Below are 20,663 nucleotides of genomic sequence, written 5' to 3'. Positions count from 1 at the left end.
AAGTAATTTGCGAATTCGATTTAGGGGTCTGCTCACATCAGTCCGTCCTGGGCGCAGCGCGGTGATTAAAAATGCGCGCGGCGGCAATTGCGCCAGCACCAGGAGAACCCCAACCATGGCTAAATACGACGGGCCGGTTTTCTAACCTTCTTTATCTGAAGTGGCTAACAGTACTTCGGCAACACGCTCGCCGATAGCTTTTGCTAATAATGGTGGTACGGCGTTCCCGACTTGGGTGAATTGCTGAGTCCGGTTGCCTAAAAATATGTAGTCATCCGGGAAAGTTTGCAGACGGGCCGCTTCTCGAACTGTGAGACTGCGCATTTGCGCCGGGTCGGGGTGAATATAATAGTGACCATCTTTGGCAATGTGGGACACTATGGTTGTTGAGGGTTCCCCACTCACTTGTACACGGAATCGATCTTGGAAAGGTACGACTTCAGCATCGATATTTTTGTGATTTGGCCAAAGCGCGCGTTCCAAGTCTCGAACCTTCAGACTACGGCCTTTCTCTTTTGAGAGGGCGCTTAAAACTCCGTATCTAAGTAAGTCATCTAGCATATGTCCGCGAGATTCGTGATTCCACGTCGGCATATTCAATGAACGTTCAGGACGGATAAAGTCGAAGTATTCGCGTATGGACGTGGAAATGTCTGCGGGAATTTCCCCGGGCTTGTTAATCGATGAGGTTTGTAAATCTTTCTTTCCGGCAAGGTTTATCTTCGCCGCTCCTACTCGCTCTATGACTTGCCGTCGTGTCTGAAGCCAAAGTTCGCCGCAGGGGTCCTCAGTTCGTGAAATGCTCGAGCGCAGGGAAGGTAAATTTCCTATAGCTTCCCCAAGGCTAATTTGTTCTTTAGGCTCTAACGGTCGGGGAACTCCCAAATCTTGACCTTTACGAACTCCAACGATGATCACTCGGTGACGTTTCTGCGGGATTCCGTAGTTTTCAGCCCTGATAAGGAAGTCTGTTGTGTCGAGTTTCTGACCTGCATTAGAGGAGACCATTGAGTATAAGTCATAAGAAAGACCGTCTGTCGGATTCTCCAAGTCTCGTCTAATCAAATTGAACATGCCTTGACCTTTATTGACCGATGATAAGAGCCCCTTGACGTTTTCCATGACAAATACGGCCGGCCGGTGTTCTTGAATAATATGTAGATATTCGCGATACAAGAAATGCTTGTGATCCTGCTCGAAATTTTTATCGTGCACTCGCCGGGAGCGGCCGGCGAGCGAGTATGCTTGGCAAGGGGGGCCGCCAATGAGAACCCACGGACCTGTATGAGGATCAAGGGCTTTCTTGATAATTTGGTCTGATTCGATTCGCGAATCCTCGCCGAGCTCGAACTGATGAACCTCATCCGCAGCATGTTTATACGAGAGTTGGAAAGCTTCATCTTCCATCAGCTCGGCAACGTCAATCTCCTTATGTAGGAATTTATCCAACAAAGCGGTGTGGCCATCACCAGAGGCCCTGAAATGCCGCATGGCACTGCGCAAGCGTAAGGTGCGGACAGCGGAAGCTTCCATCTCGATGGAAGCAACGGTCTGGAATGCTATAGAGCCTGACGCGTCCTTAACACTTGAAAATCCTTCGTTCAGCCCACCCGGACCAGCAAAGACATCGATAACTGGGATCACCAAGGGTACCTCCATTGCGGCCGGATATAGCGTAATAACGTTACCAGGTTACGAGGACAGTAATGTGCCACTCGGGAAGGATGCCTGGTTGGGGACAAGCACTGCATCATGGATCGTTAGCGTTGATCAAGGATTCCTCTGATTGCGTCAGGACCAGGCGACGACGAGGCGGGCGGCTTGGCGGGGGATGGTTACGTCGATGCCGGTGAGGTCCGTGAAGCGGCGGAGCCGGTTCATGAGGGTGTTGCGGTGGCAGAAGAGCTGGTCGGCGGACTGGGCGATGCTGCCGGTAGTCAGGTAGGAACGGACGGCTTCCTCTAGTCGTGCTCGCTCCGCCGGTCCGCTTTGGGCGAGTGCCACTTCAACGTCGGGGACTACGGGGACGCCGGTTTCCGAGAGGCGGTGGCGGGCGAGCCGTGCCCAGGCGTTGCGCATGGTGAGCGCCTGCCGGTCGCTGTCTTCGACCAAAGAGGCCAAGGCGCGGGCGGCTTGTGCGGCGACGCGCAGATCCGCGAGGCCGCGCACCTGCTCAACCAGTCCGCACCTGATCTGCCTCACCTGCTCGACGGCTTCCCTGACTGCGCTGCCGGGGCGGTCGTCGGCTGCCCAGAAGGCGACCAGCCCGTCGGGCAGCGGGTGGGTGAACACTTCGGTACCACGGCGGGAAGCCGCGGCGATTACGACACGGAGGGCGGCGGCGTCGTCCGTTGTTGCTGCGGCGACGACGAGGGGTGCGTCCTGATCGATGCCGAGCTCGTCGGCAATCCGGGTCAGCATTTCCGGGGCCGGGCTGACCGGTCCGAACATGGTGGCGACGTGGCCCTGCCGCACGGAGGACGCTTCCTGGGCCATGCGCTGGCGCTCGGCAATGTAGGTGGCCTGGGTCTGGGCGGCGTAGGAGTCCACCACCTGCCACACCGTCTCCGCCCTGCGCACCAGCAGCTCGGCGTCGCCCGGATCCGCCAGCGCCATGAGCTCGCCCCAGATGACGGTGAAGTCTATCCGGATGGCCGTCATCAGCGACTCCACGGGGATGCCGGCCCGGGCACGGGAGACGCCGACGTCCAGGGAGATGTTCTGCCGTTCGGCCACCAGGCGGTCGCTGTCCGCGCCGGGGCGCAGGCTTTCGATCAGCGACGCGAACGAGGCGGCGCCGGTGCGGCGGATCTCGCTGGCGGGGAGGACGCCGTCCCGGTAGTCGTCGAGTTGCAGGACGCGCTCGATGAAAAGGTCCGTCAGCGCGTCCACAGACAACTGGTCCAGCAGGCCGTTCCAGCGGGCGGCCGATGCGGCGTCGTCGTCGTTCTTTTGTTTCCTGTGTATTGCCATGGTGTTATCCGCCCCGATTTTTGTGCTTTTGCACATTCTAGTCCTCGAAACCCGCGACTTTTCGTGCGGGTGTGATGCGGCGCACTCTGGCAGGCTGGATGCATTCCCAGTCCGTTGCGCACCGTTCGGCACAACGGGCAGTCCGAACACCAAGCGTGGAGGAACCATGTCACAAACCCTGAACCTCGAGGCCGGGGCCACCCGGAAGATTACCGACAAGGAGGCGATGAAGGTCTCCATGGGCGCCCTCATCGGCACCGCGATGGAGTGGTACGACTTCTTCCTCTTCAGCGCCGCGGCTGCGCTGGTGTTCAACGTCCAGTACTTCGCCAACGAGAACGCCACGGCGGCGGCGCTGGCTTCCTTCGCCACCTTCGGCGTGGGCCTGGTGGCGCGTCCGCTGGGCGGCATGTTCTTCGGTGCCATGGGCGACAGGATCGGCCGCCGCAAGACCCTGATGGTCACCATTGTGGGCATCGGCGCGGTGACCGGGCTGATCGGCCTGCTGCCGACGTACGCCGCGATTGGCATTGCCGCTCCGGTGCTGCTGGTGCTGCTGCGCGTGTTCCAGGGCCTGTTTGTGGGCGGCGAGTGGTCCGGCGCCATGACCATTGTGGTGGAGAACGCGCCGCTGGAGCGCCGTGCCCGCTACGCCGCGCTGCCTCAGATCGGTTCGCCCATCGGCACCATCCTCTCCTCCGGCGGCTTCTTCCTGATGACGCTGTTCTTCTCGCAGGAGAGCTTCAACTCGTTCGGCTGGCGCATCCCGTTCCTGGCGGCCATCCCGATGCTCCTGATCGCCCTCTACATCCGCAGCCGGCTCGAAGAGTCCCCGGTCTTCACCGAGCTGATGGAGCACGACCAGGTGGAGAAGGCTCCGATCCGCACCACGCTGCGGGAGTCTTGGAAGCACATCATCATCGGCATGGCCGCGGCCCTGCTGGGCGTCGGCGGCTTCTACCTGGTCACCGCGTTTGTGGTCTACTACGGCGTGGCCATCCTGGGCTACTCCGCGCAGCTGATGCTGCTGGGCGGCATGATCGCCGCCATCGTGGAAATCCCCATCCTGATCCTGGGCGGACGACTGGGCGAGCGCTACGGCTGCAGCCGCGTGATCCTGGTGGGCGGCATCGCCTCCGCCATTGCCGCCGTTCCGTCCTTCATGCTGGTGGCCAGCGGCAACCCCGTACTGGTGGTCATCGGCATGGTCCTCGCCGTTGCAACGCTGTCCTTCCCGTACGCCGCCTCCGGCACCGTGCTGACCGGCCTGTTCCCGGCCCGCACCCGCTACACCGGCGTGGGCTTCGCGCAGAACACCGCCGGCATGCTCTCCGGCTTCGTGCCGCTGCTGGCCACCGGGCTGGTGGCCTCGGCCGGAAACCACTGGTGGCCCGCCGCCGCGATGCTGGTGTTCCTGAGCCTGTTCACCGCCGTCGCCGGTGCCGTGGCCCCGCGCATGAGCGTGGACCTGCCCGGCTTCAAGCACTAAATTCAACGTACGACGACGAACCCGACCCGCTTCCGGCGTCGACCTTCCTGATGAAAGAGCTCCACACTATGTCCCAGTCAGCCGGCCACCTGATAGTCCGCCAGCTTGAGGCACACGGCGTCCGCCGCGTGTATTCCGTCCCGGGGGAGAGCTTCCTCGATGTGCTGGACGGGCTGCATGATTCGACCGTGTCCACGGTGGTCTGCCGCCAGGAGGGTGGCGCCGGGTTCATGGCGCTGGCCGAGGGGCGCAAGACCGGGATCCCGGGCATCGCGATGGTCACCCGCGGGCCGGGCGCGGCTAACGCGATGATCGCCGTGCACACCGCGTGGCAGGACGCAACGCCGCTGGTGCTCTTTGTCGGCCTGATCCCGATGGCGGACCGGGGACGGGACTCGTTCCAGGAGTTCAGTCTGGAGGGCTGGTTCTCGACCACGGCCAAGCGCGTGGTGGTGCTTGACGACGAAAACCGCGCTGCGGAGACCGTGGCCGAGGCGATGCAGCTGGCGGTGTCCGGCCGGCCCGGGCCCGTGGTGGTCGGCCTGCCGGAGGACGTGCTGGTCCGGCTGACCGACGCCCCGGTGGTTCCGCCACGGGCGCTGGCAGCTGCCGTGCCGCCGCCGGCCGCGATGGAAGAACTGGCCAATCGGCTGGCCGCTGCCGCCCGCCCGCTGATCATTGTTGGTGGCGACGGCTGGGGTAACGACGGCGGGGCTCTCGCCCAGTGGGCGGCTGAGGCGCAGGTTCCGGTGGCCGCGGACTGGCGGGCGTACGACGTCGTTCCGCACAGCTCTCCGGCGTGGGCCGGCTGGCTGGGCTACGGCCGCGCGGACACGCTGGCCGCCCGGCTGGACGAGGCCGACCTGCTGTTGTTTGTCGGGTGCGGGCGTACCGATGTGCTCAGCGACGGCTACACCAAGGGCTTCAACGCGCCGACCGTGCTGGTGCTGCCGGACCCGGATGCCGCGACACATTCCGGCCGGATCGACCTGCACCTGGCGGTGTCGCCGTCGTCGTTTGTTGCGGCGTTGCCTGCTGCTGATGAGGCGCGCGGGAGCCGGGGGAGCGGCTGGATGGAAGCACTCGCCGAGGACCAGCGCCGGTATGCCACGCCGCGGTCGGATAACAGCCCCGGCGTGGACCTGGGCGTGGCCTTCGGCGTGCTGGAAGACCGGCTGCCCGCGGACAAGGTGGTCACGTACGGCGCCGGCAACGCGACACTCTGGGGCCACCGCTACCTGACCCACCACGGGTTCGGCTCGCTGATCGGGCCGCGCAACGGGGCCATGGGGCTGGCCGTTCCGGCCGCCGTTGCCGCATCTTTGATCGAGCCCGACCGGCAGGTGGTGGCGGTCTGCGGCGACGGCGACTTCCTGATGAACGCGCAGGAACTGGCCGTGGCAGCGGCGCACGGTGCCGCCCCGGTGGTGATCGTGGTGGACAACGGGATCTACGGCACGATCGTGCTGCACCAGCGCAACCACTACCCGGATCGGCCGTCCGGCACCTCAATGGTCAACCCCGACTTCGCCGACTGGATCCGAAGCTTCGGCGGGCACGGCGAACGGGTCGAGAAGACCGAAGAGTTCGGGCCCGCGCTGGAGCGTGCGCTGTCCAGCGGAAAGTTGGCGCTGCTGCACCTGGTGACCGATCCGGAGACGATGCCGCCGGGGACCGCGAACGCGCCGGAAGAGCTGGCCGAGGTTGCCGTGGAAGAAGGCGCGCGATGAAACTGGACCTGATCCTGCGCGACGCCGACATCATCACGCTTGAGGCCGACCGTCCCCGGGCCACTTCCGTGGGAGTGCTCGGTGGACGGATTGCCGGCTTTGATGAGGAGCTTGAGGGGTGCACGGCTCAGCGGGAAGTCTCGCTGGGCGGCGCCACCGTGGTGCCCGGCTTCATCGACGCGCACTGCCACACCACGTGGTGGGGGCTGGGCCTGGGCGCCGTCGAACTGGAGCAGGCCCGCGGCCTGGAGGAGCTCTACGCGCTGCTTGAAGCCGAGGTCCGGCGGCTGGACGCGGTGCCCGACGGCGCCCGTGACTCCTGGGTCAACGGCACCGGCTTCAACCACAAGCACCATGGCGGGGCCTTCCCGGACATCCGCCGGCTGGACGAGATCACCGGCGACCGGCCGCTGTACCTGCGGCACGTCTCCGGGCACCTGTCCATCACCAACTCCGCCACCTTGCGCTTGGCCGGCGTCTTCGCGCCCGGCTTCGCCGACCCCACCGGCGGTGCGGTGTTGCGCGGGCCGGACGGCTATCCGACCGGCGTGGTTGAAGAGTCCGCGCAGCAGCTGATCCAGAACCTGCTGCTGCCGTATCCGGTGGAGCGGATCGTCGAGGCGCTGGACGCGGCAACCACGCGCTACGCCGCCGAAGGCATCACCAGTTTCACCGAAGCAGGCATCGGCGGCGGTTGGATCGGGCACAGCCCGGTGGAAGTGCAGGCGTATCTGACTGCGAAGCGGGCCGGCAAGCTGCACGCCCGTGCCCAGCTGATGCCGGCGCTGGATTCGCTGCGGCCGATCGAGGCGAATGCTGCCGATATGCACGGCACCGGTTCCGGCCGAGGGCTGGACCTCGGCGCCGTCGCAGGCTTCGGCGACGAGTGGGTGTCGCTGGGACCGGTGAAGGTGTTCATGGACGGCTCGCTGCTGGGCGCGACCGCGGCAGTCACCGAGGACTACTGCGGCCACCAGCACAACACCGGTTACCTGCTGGATTCGCCCGAGGCCTACCGCGAACGCGTCGACGCCGCCTACCGGGCCGGCTGGCCGATCGCGCTGCATGCGATCGGCGATGCGGCCATCGACCTAGCCACAGACATTATTGTTGGCTGCCAGGAGCGCTACGGCCGGAACCACTTGCCCAACCGGATCGAGCACTTCGGCATCGCCCGGCCGGACCAGCTGGCTCCTGTCGCTGCCGCCGGGATCGCCGTCGCCCCGCAGGCCGCCTTCATCGGTCCGCTGGGCGACCAGTTCGCTGCCTTGGTGGGGCCCGAGCGCGAAGGCTGGCTGTACCGGGGCCGCTCGCTGGTGGATGCAGGCATCCTGGTGGCCGGCAGCTCCGACCTGCCGGTGGCCGACAACAACGTGCTCCGCGCCATGCAGTCCTGGGTGGACCGGCGCACCGAACAGGGCAAGATCCTTGGGGGAGCGGCCGAAGGCCTTACCGCCGAGGAAGCGCTGCGGACCTACACGGACTGGGCTGCGCGGGCCACCGGCACCGCCGACCAGAAGGGCACGCTGCGCCGGGGCAAGCTGGCGGACTTTGCGGTGCTCTCCGGGTCGCCGCTGGCCGCGCCCGACATATCCGCCCTTGAAGTGCTGGCCACGATTGTCGGCGGTGAATTCAGCTACGACCGGCTGAATTCACACATCGCTGCCAGCCCCGCACCCGAGTCTCTCTTCGCGCCCGAGCCGGGCGCCGCCGTCGTTCGCTGAACATCCACACGTCAGACCGAGCCGTTAGGATTCCACCCATGACCACCACCTCCGCCCAGGGCGCCCCGTCCGTCTCCGACGACGACGCGCGCGCCTTCCTGCACGACTTCCGCTCGATGAGCACGTTCGGGGCCACGCCGGGCGGGGGAGTGGACCGCCAGGCGGCGACGTTCGTCGACGGCCAGACGCGGACCTGGTTCCGCGGCCTGGTGGAAGGCCACGGCTTCGACGTCCGCTACGACCAGGTTGGGAACCAGTTCGCGCTGCTCGAGCTGGCGCCCGGCGCCCCGTACATCGCGGTGGGCTCGCACCTGGACTCGCAGCCGCTGGGCGGGCGGTTCGACGGCGCCTACGGCGTGCTGGCCGGAGCCCACGCGGCGATCCGGCTGAAGCAGCGGCTTGCGGCAGAGGGCACGGTACCGGCGTTCAACATCGCCGTGATCAACTGGTTCAACGAGGAGGGCTGCCGGTTCAAGCCCTCCATGATGGGCAGCTCCGTCTTTACCGGCAAGCTGCCCGCCGAGCAGGTCCTGGCCACCACCGATCCGCGCGGCACCACCGTCCGCGAGGCGCTGGAGGCGATCGGGACAATCGGCGACTTTTCGCTGGATCTAGCCGCGTATGTGGAGATCCATATTGAGCAGGGGCGGTCGCTTGAGGACGCCGGACTGACCATCGGTCTGGTCGAATCCACCTGGGGCGCCAACAAGTACGAGTTCATGGTGCACGGGGAGCAGGCGCACACCGGCGCCACCGTGATCGCCGACCGGCACGACGCGCTGCTCGGGGCGTCCTCGCTGGTGGTTGCCGCGCGGGAGATCGCGGACGAGTTCAGCACCGACGAGCATTCCGTCATCACCTCCTGCGGGGAGTTCACGGTCTACCCGAACTCGCCCGTGGTGGTGGCCAGCCGGGTGGAACTGTTGGTCGATGTGCGCAGTACCGACCCGGACGTGCTGGCCGCAGCCGACGCCGAGCTGCACCGGCGGGTGGCCGAGATCGAGCGGAAGGCGAGCGTGCGGATCGAGCGCGGCGCCGAACACGTCTGGGCCGCCAAGGCCTACGACGAGGCCGGCATGCGCCTTGCTGCCAAGAGTGCCGAGGCGCTGGAACTGCCGTATGGAACCGTCCGCACGCTGGCCGGGCACGATTCGACCAACATGAAGGACATCGTCCCCACGATTATGCTGTTCGTGCCCAGCGTCGAGGGCATCTCCCACAACGAGAAGGAACTGACCAACGACGACGACATGCTCGCCGGGGTGGATCTGCTCACCGAGGTGCTGGGGCGCGTGGTGGTGGGCGACTTCGTTTCGCCGAACGCCTAGGAGGACTGACAAGGCCGTTCCTGTGTCAGTGCTTGCTAAAAGCGTGCCCTGCGGCGGCGTGTCGCAATACCTCCGGTGGGATCATCGAATCGGGGGATTTGCAGCCAGCGAAGGAGCGGATCATGGCACGCGGATCGGGAATCATCGAGCGGTTCTACCGGGAAATCATGGAGGGAGGGAACCTGGACCTGATCGACCAGCTGGGCAGTGAGAGCTACACCGATCACGAGGAGCCCATGCCGGGGCAGCCGTCAGGTCTGGATGGCATCAGGTTCTACGTCGACACGTTCAGGAAGGCGTTCCCGGACATCAAGGCGAAGAGTATCGAACCCACGATGACTGATGGGGACCTGGAGGCGGCCCGGGTCGTCCTCACCGGCACCCACCAGGGTGAACTGATGGGGACTGCCCCCACCGGCAACACTGTGGAGTTCGGCGGCATCGACATCATCCGTGTTCAGGACGGCAAAGCGGTTGAGCATTGGGGAGCAACGGACATGCTGAAACTGATGCAGCAGATCGGCGCCGTTAAATTGTAACCAGCCGCGACGGCGAGAGAGCCGGCGTTGAACTGCACCCCGAAAGTTGAACTCGAAATTTTGAGTCTGCTTATCCGAGGTGCAGTTCCTTGTGCTTGGCGGTGCAGCGTCACATGTAATGTGGATCGTATGGGAGCCCGCGACAGGGTCAACGACTATCGGCGTCGGCGTCGGATACGGGAGCAGGGATACCGCCCCGTGCAATTGTCGGTGCCCGACGTGCGCACCGAGCAGTTCGCCTCCGAGGCGCATCGGCAGGCCGCCGCAGTGGCAGCCGCCGGCAGTGACAGCGATAACCAGGACTTCATCGAAGCCGTGTCGATCGCGTGGGACGAGTGAACTGCGGCGATATCTGGACCGTGGCAGGCAGCGTGTACGTGACCAAGACGGACTGCCCTCATCATCCGTCCTGTGGATGACGACTGCGGCAGTAGATAACCCCTCACTCAGAATCCCGCAACCCAGCTACGTAGATCAACAAGCTCACCCCGTCAGCGAAGCAGCTTGCCCTGGTCCGGAGGAGGCCCCGGACCAGGGCAGGCTACAACGGTTGGGCGTCGGAAATGCCGGGTTTCATGAACCGACGACGTAGTAACCTCCATTGAGCGCGTCGACGAGGATTCTCACCGGCTGCTTCTGAAGCTGGCCTGACAACAACCAGTTTGGCTTCCATACGAGTTCATGGCTTGCGATTTCTTTCACTCTAGGGTTCTGCGCCAGACGCAAATGGCGGACGGCGACCGTGCCTACCAACCGGGCGGCTTTGTCTCTTGCCGCTTCGAAGCTTGTGCTGTTCCAACCTGGATCGCTGACTTCGTGGCGCACCGCATCTACGGCCACCGGCTCCAACTCCGGCCAGGGATCGGTGATGAATGCCTTGCCCGTGTAGCGATCCACCAGGGTATTCATCCGCTCCTGACGCAGCGGGTTCCGGAACTTCGGGACAGCAAAGGTATGCACGAAACCTGAAAACGGGTGGTACTGAAGCTCTTCTGCTCCACGCACCAGCCCCGGAGCTTTCGCGCGCACAACGTTCCACGCCTGGTCCGCGGTGACAGCGGGGGCGAACTTCACCCCACTCATTTCTCGCGGCCCGCCATTTCTGCCTGGGCTGCCAAATGCTGGTCTTGTCCGAGCATCAGCGAGGCCGGGATCGGTCCGATTTTCGCTGTCTCATCGAGGGCGCGTTGGATCGACTGTGGCACGGCATGGGAGTCCTGTGTCAGAAGGGATCCGATGATCATGGCTGCGGTCGAGGAAACGATCCCGATAACCATGGGGTCGAGTCCCGTCTTGTCGCTCATTCCCAGGAGTTCCCACAGAACGGAACTGGCTGTTCCCGCCAGCATCGAGGCGATCGCGCCGACGGTGTTGGCTTTCTTCCACCACACCGCGCAGATGTACGCAGGAACGAACGCGCTGCCCAGAACCGTCGTCGAGAAAATGACGATGGCGGCGACGGCAGGCGGGTCGAAGGCGGCGATGAGGAAGCCAACAGCAGCCAAGGCAAGCACGATGACGCGCGATACCCAGACGCTCTGCCGGTCGGACATGTTCTTGTTGATGAACCGGGCGTAAATGTCCTGGCTCGCAATAGTCCCGGATTGCAGGAGCAAGGCGTCGGCGGTCGACATGATGGCCGCCATGATCGCTGCCATCACGATGCCGATGGCGAAGTTGGGCAGGACTTCCGCCGCCACTGCAAAGACTGCCGTTTCAGGGTTGGCCAGGGTAGGGACAAGAAGCAGTGCGAAAACGCCGATGATGTAGGGGCCGGGGATGAAGAGCAGGTTGAAGATTAGGGAATAGACGCCTGCCCTGCGGGCGACGCTGGGCCGTTTCATAGCCATGTGGCTCACGACGACGTGTGGCCATCCCATGTATCCCACGGAGAAGATCAGCAGCGCGCCGATGACGATTCCCCACTGGCCTTCGAAGGCCAGGTCTTTGCCCCACATGGTCAACAGGGAGGAATCAAGTTCGGCAACCTTTTGGTTGCCTGCACTCCAGCCACCGACGGCGTTCAGCGTGGCAATCAGAATCCACACCATACCGACGAGCATGATGATCGCCTGCACGAAGTCGGTATAGGCGACGGCGAGGTATCCGCCGAGGAACGTGTAGAGCACGATGACACCGACGGCTACTGCCAGAGCGACCGGATAGGGAACTCCCGAAACCATCTCCAGGCCCCGGCCGCCGGCGATGAACTGGGCCAGCACGTAAAAGAAGATGCAAAAGAGTGCAATGGGAGCGGCGACGGCCCTCGTCCACTTCGACGGATACCTGTGTTCCAGATACTCGATAGAGGTGATCGAGCCTAGGATCTGCGAGAGTTTTCGCATCCTCCGGCCGAGCACGGAGAGGTTGAGTATGCCGCCACCGAGATCGCCGAGCGCGTACCACATGCCGAAGTAGCCCTGCGTATATCCGAGTGAACCGGCGCCGAGGAACATGTAGCCGGACATCGAAGAGCTTTGCAACCGCAGGGCCGTTACGCTCGGTCCCAGACTTCGCCCACCGAGCAAGTACCCTTCCGCACCTTTGCTGCTGCGGCGCATCGCCCAGATGCCGATGGCAACCATAGCCACGAAGTAGATCAGCAGAAAGAGAATCTCAATTTTCATTTTCGGACTCCACATCTTCCCGGGTCCAACCGCGCGAGAGCCACACAAAGACCACCGTGTACAGGATCCAAAACGCAGGAACACCTACGAGCATTGCAGTCGTAAAGACCGGCAAATTGAACATGACCGGCTTCCTCCCCTCAAGGTCGATGAACCAAAGTGCTAGGACAGTGTGTCCTGAACCACAGAGGAACGATTAATGGCTACTCTTACACGGATGGGAGAGAAGAAGGCGTGACAAATAGCAGCGATAACAGCGCATCCCGGACAATCCGTCCGGAATCTTCCTCTTTAACCGTCCGCAGCATCGTTGCCCTGCCAGAAGTCGCAACTGGCAGGCCTGAGATTGTTGCCGGGGCCAGCGGCCTGGACCGTGCAGTGCGCTGGATTCACGTGCTTGAAACGGAAGCAGTGGGTCAGTTTGTTTCCGGTCAGGAATTGGTGCTCTCCACAGGCAGGGGGTGGCCATCAGACATCGAACTTCGGGACTACGTAGGAAGTCTTTCAGCAGCCGATGTTGCGGGCCTGGTCATCGAACTCGGTACGCGGTTCAGCAGAGTCCCGACCGCGTTGTTGGAGGCATGCGATCATCACGGCCTGCCCTTGATTGCCCTGCATGTGCCCACCAAGTTCGTGGCCATCACTGAAGCGGTGCACCGGCACATCTTGGCCCACCATCTGGAGGCACTGCGAACTCGGGATCGTATCCATGCCCGCTTCGCAGATCTGGTCCGCAACGGTGCACCGAACGAACATATTGTCCAAGAAGCGTCTGGTTTGCTCGGGACCTCGTTGGTACTTGAGGACCTTTCACACAGGATGGTCATTTTTGCTTCCGCAGGTGCATCGGACGAGGAGGCATTGCAGGATTGGCGTCCGCGTTCGCGTCTCGCCCACGAACAGGGCAACCATAAAAGGCTTGCCGTGCCGGTCGAAGCCCGTCAGCGACGTTGGGGCTACCTTGTGACGCTGGAAGGGGACGCGCTTCCCGGCGAGGCCGAGCTCATCCTTGGACAGGCCGCGCTGGCGCTATCGCTGGAACTCCTCGCCAGCCAGACACCCGACCCATGGTCGCGCGTCAGCCATAGTCGACTGCTGGGCATCCTGTTAGAACGAAGGCTCTGCAGCTGGGCAGACGTCAGGCACCGTCTTGAGGCCTCGGGCTTCTCCACCGAGAACCGGCTCTTCGCCGGTCTCGGCATCCGGCTGGATCCTTCGGACGGCCGTTCCTCAGAAGGGGAAATCGAAGAATTGCGGGCCGCGCTGATGGAGTCCGCGAATAGTGTTGGAGCGGATCTGATCTGTGCCACGGCACCTTCCGCATCACCGGCCGTTATGGCAGCGCTATCTGTTCGTTCGACGACGCCGGATATGGACGGAACGGTCAACGAGGTCATTGCGCGATGCCGAGAACGGATAGGTGTACACGTCGTGACGGCGGGATTCGTGGCCGAGGATGTGTCGGCTCTTGCGCGTTCACTCGATGAAGCCGTGCACCTAATGAGCGTGGGAGTGCCGGTGGGGTCTTCCCCTACCCCGATCATCCGTCGTACTAGTCGTGAGGAACTGCCGCTGCTGTTGCATAACATGTACTCGGATCCCAGGTCGCAGAGCTTCGTGGAAAGGACGCTGGGGCCGCTACTGATTCATGACGCCCAACATGGAACCGACCTCCTGAAGGTTCTGGCCGCATATCTAGAGCACCCGGGAAACCGCACTCTTGCCGCATCGAAAAGCCATCTTTCGAGGTCGGTGTTCTACCAGCGGCTTGCCGTCATCGAAAACCGCCTTGGGCATGCCTTGGACGACGGCGCCATGGTCGCTACCTTGTACGCCGCCTTGCTGATCTATCGCCAATCCGCCTCAACGTAAAACTCTTACTCGACGGGGCCGCGAGCTTCGCGTGGAAAGGGGTGCAGGAAGGATCAGCTGGCGAGGCACCCCAATGACCTACGCCGTGTCTGCGGCACCGGTCAGGGCGCTGAGGACTCGTGCGCCTTCTTCATCGAGGTAATCGGCGAAGTAGGCGGCGATCGCGTTGCGGGCGGTGTTGCCGGCTGCGAGGGCATCGCCGGCGGCGATGGCCTGGAAAATGGCGCGATCCCGCTCGACGGCTTCTTCCATGGCCGCTGTGGAGTTTCCGGAGCGTTCCATCCGGTCATTCATGAGGTTGAGGATGGATCCGGCGACTGCTTCGCCGCAGATCCGCAACAGGCTGTTGTGGCTGGCCTCCCAGACTGCAGTGTGGAAATCCAAGTCGGCGCGGTTGAAGCTGTCCGAGCCGTTGGCGACTTCCGCTTCCATGCGCTCGACGGCGTCGCGCATTTTCTCGACTTGTTCCTCAGTGTGCAGGACTGCGGCGAGCTGGCAGGCGGCGCTCTCCAGCACAATGCGGAACTGCACCAGTTCCGAAAGGGACAGCGAGGCGATGCGGGCCATGGTGGTGAAGGAGCGTCCGAGGCTGTCGGGTGAGACAGCGAGGACTTCCGGCCCGCTGCGCCCGCCGGGACGGGACGCGATCAGTCCTTGGCTCTGCAGGACGCGCAGGGCTTCACGGATGGTGGGCCGGCTGACCGAGAACTGCACCATGAGTTCGCGTTCGCTCGGAAGGTGCTGGCCCGGCTCGATCTCTCGGGAGAGGATTGCCTCTTCGATCTGCTGCACCACGCGCTCGTAGGTCAGCGTGGGCACCGCCGGCGTGAAGGTCAGCTTGCTCATGAGGTGCCTTCCGTCGTCGTAATTTGCAACCTCTGTCAGTAAAGATTGCCCTCGAAATGAGCTTTACGCAACTGGTAAGACCATGTAACTAGGTAGAAATATAGACATGGGATGGTGTTGGATAGATCACATCACTGAAGTGTCGTTCCTAATCGATGGAGAACGCTATGCGCCTGAGTAAGAATTACGGCCGTGCGGCAGTTGTACTGCTGGCCGGATCGCTGTCCTTGACTGCCTGCTCGGCCGGGTCCGGGGGCTCTACGGCCGACGGCGCTGCGGAGAATACCGCCGTCACCGTGGCGTTGACCGGGGAACCGGTGAACCTGGACTTCACGACGACGGCGGGCGCGGCGATTCCCCAGGCGCTGATGTCCAATGTGTACGAAGGGCTGGTGGAGATCGACCAGGAGGGCGAAATCCAGCCGCTGCTGGCGGAGTCCTGGGAACTGAGCGAGGACCGCAAGACCTACACGTTCAAGCTTCGTGAAGGGGCAACGTTCTCCAACGGGGAGGCCTTTACCGCGGAAGACGTGAAGTTCAGCATTGAGCGCGTCCAGTCCGATGCCTGGGTCTCCAGCCTGAAGGCCAAGATGGACGTGGTGGATTCCGTCGAGGTGGTCAGCGACACCGAAGTCGCGGTCACCCTTAAGCAGCCCAGCAACGCCTGGCTGTTCGACATGGGCACGCTGGTGGGCGCGATGTTCGACCCGAGCGGCGTGGATGATCTGGCCAACACCGCCATCGGCACCGGTCCGTACGCTATTGAGGCGTGGAACCGCGGTCAGTCCATCGAGCTGGCGGCCCGCGACGACTATTGGGGCGAGAAGCCCGGCGTTCAGACTGCATCGCTGCGCTACTTCGCCGACGCCGTCGCCACCACCAACGCGCTGCAGTCCGGCGACGTGGACGTGGTCTACAACATGCAGGCACCGGAGCTGCTCTCCAGCTTCGAAAGCGACGACAAGTTCCAGGTTCTGGAGGGCACGTCCAACGGTGAGATTGTCCTGTCCATGAACAACAACGAGGCACCGTTCGACGACGTGCGCGTCCGCCAGGCCGTGATGCACGCGATCGACCGCCAGGCGGTGGTGGACACCGCGTGGAACGGCTACGGCACCGTGGTCGGCGGCCCGGTTCCGCCGACGGACCCGTACTACGAAGACCTCAACGACGTCTACCCGTACGATCCGGCCAAGGCGAAGGAACTGCTGGCTGAAGCCGGCGCGGAGAACCTGAACATCACCTTCACCGTGCCCACTCGTCCCTATGCCACTGCCGTCTCCGAGATCGTGGTGTCGCAGCTGGCCGAAGTGGGAATCAACGCGAAGATCGAGTCCTCCGAGTTCCCGGCAGTGTGGCTGGATGAAGTCTTCACCAAGCAGGACTACCAGATGTCCGTGGTGCTGGCCGTGGAGGGCCGGGACGTGCTCTCGATGTTCAACAACCCGGACTACTACCTGGGCTACGACAACTCCAAAATCAAGGACAAGGCTGCGGAAGCCGACGCCGCGGACGAGGCTGGCTACGTCTCCGGAATGCAGGACGTGGTCCGCACCATCGTTGACGACGCCGCTGCCAACGTTCTGTTCATCTTCCCCAACATTGTGGTGGCCGATGCGAACGTAACCGGGATCCCGGCGAACTCCGTCACCGAGGCGCTGGACCTGACCAACATCGGCTGGAAGTAAGCTCTACAACCTCGAGTAAGGAGGGGCCGGCGTGGCAATCCGTTTGCTGATCAACCTGGCCCGGTTTGTGGTCACCTACGTGGCCGCTACGGTGCTGGTGTTCCTGTTCATGCGCACCATCCCGGGCGATCCGGCGCAGATTGCGCTGGGCGTGAATGCCACGCCGGAACTGCTCGCCCAGACGCGGGCGGAATTCGGTACGGACCGGCCCCTCATCGTGCAGTATTTCGACTGGGCCTTGGGGCTGCCCTTCGGGGATTTCGGCATCTCATATGTGACGCGGCAGGACATCAGCCCGCTGGTGCTGGACCGGGTGCAGGTCAGCCTGATCCTCGTGGTGCTGGCGATGATCGTCGCGTTGCTGATCGCGATTCCTTTCGGGACCTACGCCGCGGTCAAGCACCGCAATCCCAGCGGCATTGTGATCAGCGGGATCAGCCAGCTGGGCGTTGCGGTGCCGAACTTCCTGGCCGGCATCCTGCTGGTGGTGGTCTTCGCCGTCGGGCTGGGTTGGTTCCCGGCCAACGGCTGGACGCCGCCGGGGGAGGACTTCGGCGACTTCCTGTCCCGGGTGTTCCTGCCGGTGCTGGCACTCGCCTCCGTTCAGGGCGCCATCCTGACCCGGTATGTCCGCTCGGCCGTCATGGAGGTGATGAGCGAAGACTATCTGCGCACGGCCCGGGCGAAGGGCCTCGGCAAGCTGGAGGCCCTGGTCAAACACGGCCTGCGCAACGCCTCCATTCCGGTCCTGACCGTGACCAGCGTGCAGCTGGCGGCGCTGATCATCGGCGCCGTGGTGATCGAGCGGGTCTTCGTCATACCGGGCTTGGGCTCGATGCTGCTGGACGCGGTGGGCAACCGCGACCTGCTGACCGTGCAGTCCGTGGTGATGGTGCTGGTGGCCATCACCCTGATCATCAACCTGGTGGTGGACGTGCTCTACACCGTCCTTGACCCCCGCATCCGGAAGAAGGCGTAGTGACAGCCGAGCCCGCCGTCGTCGTCCGCAGTTCCCGGCGCAAGCCGGCACCCACCCTCCTGATCGGGGCGTCCCTGGTTGCCCTGGTGGTGCTGGCCGCGCTGGTCTCCCTGGTCTGGACTCCTTACGATCCGGTGCAGGCGTTCCCCGCCGACCGGCTGCAGGGTTCCAGCGCCGAGCACCTGATGGGCACTGACCGCTACGGGCGCGACGTGTTCTCCGGGATCCTGTACGGGGCACGGATCACCCTGCTGGTGGGGCTGATCGCCGTCGGCATTGCGCTGGTGATCGGCACGCCGCTAGGCATCCTGGCCGGCATGCGCGGCGGCGCCACCGAAGAAGTAACCATGCGCGGGGCGGACATTCTGCTGGCCTTTCCCGCGCTGCTGGTGGCCATCATGTTCGGCGCCGTCTTCGGGGCGAGCACGCTGACGGCGATGCTGGCCATCGGGATCGGGTCCATCCCTGGCTTTGCGCGGGTGGCCCGCAGCGGCACCCTGCAGGTGATGAGCACCGAATACGTGCTGGCGGCGAAAGCCTCGAGCCAGAGCGCGTTCCGGATTGCCCGGCGGCATGTGCTGCCGAACATCGCAGGCATGGTGGTGGTGCAGTGCTCGGTTTCCTTCGCGATCGCGGTGCTGGCCGAGGCCGCCCTGTCCTTCCTGGGCTTAGGGACGCCGCCGCCGGTGCCGTCCTGGGGGCGGATGCTGCAGGAGTCACAGCAGTTCCTGGGCACCTACCCGATGCTGGCCGTCTGGCCCGGCGCGGCCATTGCCGTGGCGGTGCTGGGCTTCAACCTGCTGGGCGACGGACTGCGCGATAAGTTCGACCCGAAACTGAACGGAGAGCGCTGAGCATGGACAGGACTGCGAACAACGGCCGGCTGCTTGAGGTGGCGGGACTTTCTGTGGCCACCAAGGACCGCACCCTGGTCTCGGACTTCAACCTGGTCATGGACCGCGGCGAGCGGGTGGGGCTGATCGGCGAATCCGGCTCGGGCAAATCCATGACGACGACGGCGCTGATGGGCCTGCTGCCCGAAGGGGTCCGGGCGAACGGCTCCATCCGTTTGGCAGGGCACGACGGCGACCTGGTCACCGCTTCGGATAAACAATTGCGTCGGATCCGCGGGAATGACATGACCATGGTCTTCCAGGAACCGCTCACCGCGCTGAATCCGCTGATGAAGGTCGGCCCGCAAGTTGCCGAGATCATGCTCAAGCACAAGTCGGTGTCGGCTCGGGCGGCGGCAAGTGCCAAGGCGGTGGAGCTGCTGGCCGGGGTGAAGCTGCCGGATCCGGGCGAGGCCGCCAAGGCGTATCCGCACCAGCTCTCCGGCGGGCAGCGCCAGCGCGTGATGCTGGCCATGGCGCTCGCGAATGACCCGGCCCTGCTGCTGTGCGACGAACCGACGACGGCGCTGGACGTCACGGTGCAGCGGCAGGTGCTGGACCTGATCCTCGAGTCCGTGCAGCAGCGCGGAACCGGCCTGCTCTTCATCACTCACGATCTGTCCGTGGTGGCCAACGTCTGCGACCGCGTGCTGGTCATGAACAACGGCCGAGTGGTGGAGGAAGGCAGCACCGAGGACGTGTTCTCCCGGCCGCAGCACCCCTACACACGCGGACTGCTGGCCGCCTCTGACCTGGACGCGACGGACGCGGACGGACGGCTCTTCACCGTGGCCTCCGCGGCAGCGTATGTGCCTCCGGTGCCGGAGCAGGTTGTCGCCGAGGTGCCGAAGGCTGCATTGCACGTGCCGGGCACGGACGGCGTTGCGGGACTGGGCCTTCCCGAGGCGAAGGCCGAAGCCGGAACCTTGGCCGGCCCTGATGCAACCATATCGAGTGTGCAGCAGGTGCCCTTTTCACCCCTGAGAACGGCACCTGCTGCACACTCGGTTCCGACTTCGGCGCTCGGCGCCTCGGCCTCAGAGGACCGGTCCACGGCGGCCGACCCAGTTGTGGCCGGCACGCCCGCGCGAACGGAACCAACCATCGCGGAGCCGGCAGCCGCCGTCGTTAGTCCGGTGATCAGCGTCAAGGACCTGGTCCGCACATACCAACGCCAACGGACCAGTCTGTTCGGCAAACCCACTGAAGTGCAGGCGCTGCGCGGTGTCTCCTTCGATGTTGCCGCCGGGCAGCGGTTTGGCGTGGTGGGCGAGTCGGGTTCCGGAAAGTCCACGCTGCTGCGGATCCTCGCCGGGCTGGACCAGCCCACGTCCGGCAGCGTCCGGGTCGCCGGCAATGAAGTGGCGGGGGCGAAAGAAAGCGAGCTGGCCCAGCTGCGCCAGCAGCTCCAGATTGTCTTCCAGGACCCGATGGGCTCGCTGGATCCGCGCATGCGGGTGCACGACATCATCGCCGAGCCGCTGCTGGCGCCGGGCCAGAAGGTGGACAGCGCAAGGCAGCGCAAGCTGGTAGGGGAGATGCTCTCCGCCGTCGGCCTCCCGGTGGACGCCGCCGAGCGGTTCCCGCACCAGTTCTCCGGCGGCCAGCGCCAGCGCATTTCCATTGCCCGGGCCCTGATCTGCCAGCCGCGCGTGCTGGTGGCGGATGAACCGGTCAGTGCACTGGACGTCTCCGTGCGGGCGCAGGTGCTCAACCTGCTCTCCGACCTTGTGGACGAGTACCAGCTGACCCTCGTGTTCGTGTCGCACGATCTGGGCGTGGTGCGCTACATCTGCGACAACGTGGTGGTCATGAACAAGGGCCAGATCGTGGAAAGCGGCAGCACCGCGCAGATCTACGAGGCACCCCGGCACGAGTACACCCGTACGCTCGTTAACTCCTCCATGTCCCTTCGATCAGAACTTGCCACGCGCGAAGCCGCGCTGTCCCGCTGAATCCTCCCGGAAGGCGCACC

16 protein-coding genes are annotated in these 20,663 nt (G+C 64.0%); 11 read left to right on the top strand and 5 right to left on the bottom strand.

Features of this window, described 5'->3' with window-relative positions:
* Positions 1 to 141 precede the first annotated feature (141 nt).
* Positions 142 to 1,644: a DNA cytosine methyltransferase gene (locus AC5RWO_RS07085; RefSeq protein ID WP_498730903.1), complete on the bottom strand. Its 1,503-nt coding sequence runs from the start codon at positions 1,642 to 1,644 to the stop codon at positions 142 to 144.
* Positions 1,645 to 1,791: 147 nt separating this feature from the next.
* Entirely contained in the window at positions 1,792 to 2,973 is a 1,182-nt protein-coding gene (locus tag AC5RWO_RS07080; protein WP_498730469.1) for an RsbRD N-terminal domain-containing protein, read from the bottom strand.
* 166 nt (positions 2,974 to 3,139) lie between these two features.
* Between AC5RWO_RS07080 and AC5RWO_RS07075 the strand changes: the two genes are divergently transcribed.
* The 6 genes from AC5RWO_RS07075 to AC5RWO_RS07050 all read left to right on the top strand — a co-directional run bounded on the left by AC5RWO_RS07075 (position 3,140) and on the right by AC5RWO_RS07050 (position 10,122).
* Positions 3,140 to 4,462, top strand: coding sequence for an MFS transporter (locus tag AC5RWO_RS07075; RefSeq protein ID WP_498730467.1), 1,323 nt, complete (start codon positions 3,140 to 3,142; stop codon positions 4,460 to 4,462).
* 68 nt (positions 4,463 to 4,530) lie between these two features.
* On the top strand, positions 4,531 to 6,192 hold the full coding sequence (locus AC5RWO_RS07070) for a thiamine pyrophosphate-dependent enzyme (RefSeq protein WP_498730465.1): 1,662 nt from the start codon (positions 4,531 to 4,533) through the stop codon (positions 6,190 to 6,192).
* Positions 6,189 to 7,916 (top strand): amidohydrolase, encoded by a 1,728-nt coding sequence (locus tag AC5RWO_RS07065; protein ID WP_498730464.1) that lies wholly within the window; start codon positions 6,189 to 6,191, stop codon positions 7,914 to 7,916. Before AC5RWO_RS07070 ends, AC5RWO_RS07065 begins: the two co-directional genes overlap by 4 nt.
* Positions 7,917 to 7,954: 38 nt before the next feature.
* Complete coding sequence (locus tag AC5RWO_RS07060) at positions 7,955 to 9,244, top strand: M20 family metallo-hydrolase (RefSeq protein WP_498730463.1); 1,290 nt, start codon at positions 7,955 to 7,957, stop codon at positions 9,242 to 9,244.
* 122 nt (positions 9,245 to 9,366) lie between these two features.
* Complete coding sequence (locus AC5RWO_RS07055; RefSeq protein WP_498730461.1) at positions 9,367 to 9,783, top strand: ester cyclase; 417 nt, start codon at positions 9,367 to 9,369, stop codon at positions 9,781 to 9,783.
* A 129-nt stretch (positions 9,784 to 9,912) separates the two neighbouring features.
* Positions 9,913 to 10,122, top strand: coding sequence for an antitoxin MazE-like protein (locus AC5RWO_RS07050; RefSeq protein WP_498730460.1), 210 nt, complete (start codon positions 9,913 to 9,915; stop codon positions 10,120 to 10,122).
* Between the two features lie 234 nt (positions 10,123 to 10,356).
* Here AC5RWO_RS07050 and AC5RWO_RS07045 read toward each other — a convergent pair whose 3' ends face one another.
* Complete coding sequence (locus AC5RWO_RS07045; RefSeq protein WP_498730458.1) at positions 10,357 to 10,857, bottom strand: hypothetical protein; 501 nt, start codon at positions 10,855 to 10,857, stop codon at positions 10,357 to 10,359.
* Between the two features lie 5 nt (positions 10,858 to 10,862).
* The gene (locus AC5RWO_RS07040; RefSeq protein ID WP_498730457.1) at positions 10,863 to 12,410 is read right to left on the bottom strand and encodes a sodium/proline symporter; all 1,548 of its coding nucleotides are present in this window, start codon (positions 12,408 to 12,410) and stop codon (positions 10,863 to 10,865) included.
* Between the two features lie 159 nt (positions 12,411 to 12,569).
* On the opposite strand from AC5RWO_RS07040, the gene AC5RWO_RS07035 reads away from it, so the two are divergent.
* Entirely contained in the window at positions 12,570 to 14,282 is a 1,713-nt protein-coding gene (locus AC5RWO_RS07035) for a PucR family transcriptional regulator (RefSeq protein WP_498730455.1), read from the top strand.
* Between the two features lie 78 nt (positions 14,283 to 14,360).
* On the opposite strand, the gene AC5RWO_RS07030 is transcribed toward AC5RWO_RS07035, so the two are convergent.
* Complete coding sequence (locus AC5RWO_RS07030; protein WP_498730453.1) at positions 14,361 to 15,128, bottom strand: FadR/GntR family transcriptional regulator; 768 nt, start codon at positions 15,126 to 15,128, stop codon at positions 14,361 to 14,363.
* 167 nt (positions 15,129 to 15,295) lie between these two features.
* On the opposite strand from AC5RWO_RS07030, the gene AC5RWO_RS07025 reads away from it, so the two are divergent.
* Genes AC5RWO_RS07025 through AC5RWO_RS07010 form a run of 4 tightly spaced genes read left to right on the top strand, consistent with a single transcriptional unit; the run spans position 15,296 to position 20,643 of the window.
* On the top strand, positions 15,296 to 16,816 hold the full coding sequence (locus AC5RWO_RS07025; RefSeq protein ID WP_498730451.1) for an ABC transporter substrate-binding protein: 1,521 nt from the start codon (positions 15,296 to 15,298) through the stop codon (positions 16,814 to 16,816).
* A gap of 31 nt (positions 16,817 to 16,847) precedes the next feature.
* Positions 16,848 to 17,795, top strand: a complete 948-nt coding sequence (locus AC5RWO_RS07020; RefSeq protein WP_498730450.1) for an ABC transporter permease — start codon at positions 16,848 to 16,850, stop codon at positions 17,793 to 17,795.
* Complete coding sequence (locus AC5RWO_RS07015; protein ID WP_498730449.1) at positions 17,795 to 18,649, top strand: ABC transporter permease; 855 nt, start codon at positions 17,795 to 17,797, stop codon at positions 18,647 to 18,649. The genes AC5RWO_RS07020 and AC5RWO_RS07015 overlap by 1 nt, the downstream gene beginning before the upstream one ends.
* A 2-nt stretch (positions 18,650 to 18,651) precedes the next feature.
* The gene (locus AC5RWO_RS07010; RefSeq protein ID WP_498730447.1) at positions 18,652 to 20,643 is read left to right on the top strand and encodes a dipeptide ABC transporter ATP-binding protein; all 1,992 of its coding nucleotides are present in this window, start codon (positions 18,652 to 18,654) and stop codon (positions 20,641 to 20,643) included.
* Positions 20,644 to 20,663: the final 20 nt, after the last annotated feature.

The organism is Arthrobacter sp. B055-34, from assembly GCF_059090425.1.
Note: the sequence above shows the minus strand (reverse complement) of the source record. Positions and strands in the feature narration are given on the sequence as shown.

Bases quoted from the DNA above. Each gene is read 5' to 3' on its own strand.
- AC5RWO_RS07050 (WP_498730460.1), top strand. From the start codon at position 9,913: ATGGGAGCCCGCGACAGGGTCAACGACTATCGGCGTCGGCGTCGGATA.
- AC5RWO_RS07030 (WP_498730453.1), bottom strand. From the start codon at position 15,128: ATGAGCAAGCTGACCTTCACGCCGGCGGTGCCCACGCTGACCTACGAG.
- AC5RWO_RS07025 (WP_498730451.1), top strand. From the start codon at position 15,296: ATGCGCCTGAGTAAGAATTACGGCCGTGCGGCAGTTGTACTGCTGGCC.
- AC5RWO_RS07080 (WP_498730469.1), bottom strand. From the start codon at position 2,973: ATGGCAATACACAGGAAACAAAAGAACGACGACGACGCCGCATCGGCC.
- AC5RWO_RS07060 (WP_498730463.1), top strand. From the start codon at position 7,955: ATGACCACCACCTCCGCCCAGGGCGCCCCGTCCGTCTCCGACGACGAC.
- AC5RWO_RS07065 (WP_498730464.1), top strand. From the start codon at position 6,189: ATGAAACTGGACCTGATCCTGCGCGACGCCGACATCATCACGCTTGAG.
- AC5RWO_RS07055 (WP_498730461.1), top strand. From the start codon at position 9,367: ATGGCACGCGGATCGGGAATCATCGAGCGGTTCTACCGGGAAATCATG.
- AC5RWO_RS07075 (WP_498730467.1), top strand. From the start codon at position 3,140: ATGTCACAAACCCTGAACCTCGAGGCCGGGGCCACCCGGAAGATTACC.
- AC5RWO_RS07070 (WP_498730465.1), top strand. From the start codon at position 4,531: ATGTCCCAGTCAGCCGGCCACCTGATAGTCCGCCAGCTTGAGGCACAC.
- AC5RWO_RS07010 (WP_498730447.1), top strand. From the start codon at position 18,652: ATGGACAGGACTGCGAACAACGGCCGGCTGCTTGAGGTGGCGGGACTT.
- AC5RWO_RS07040 (WP_498730457.1), bottom strand. From the start codon at position 12,410: ATGAAAATTGAGATTCTCTTTCTGCTGATCTACTTCGTGGCTATGGTT.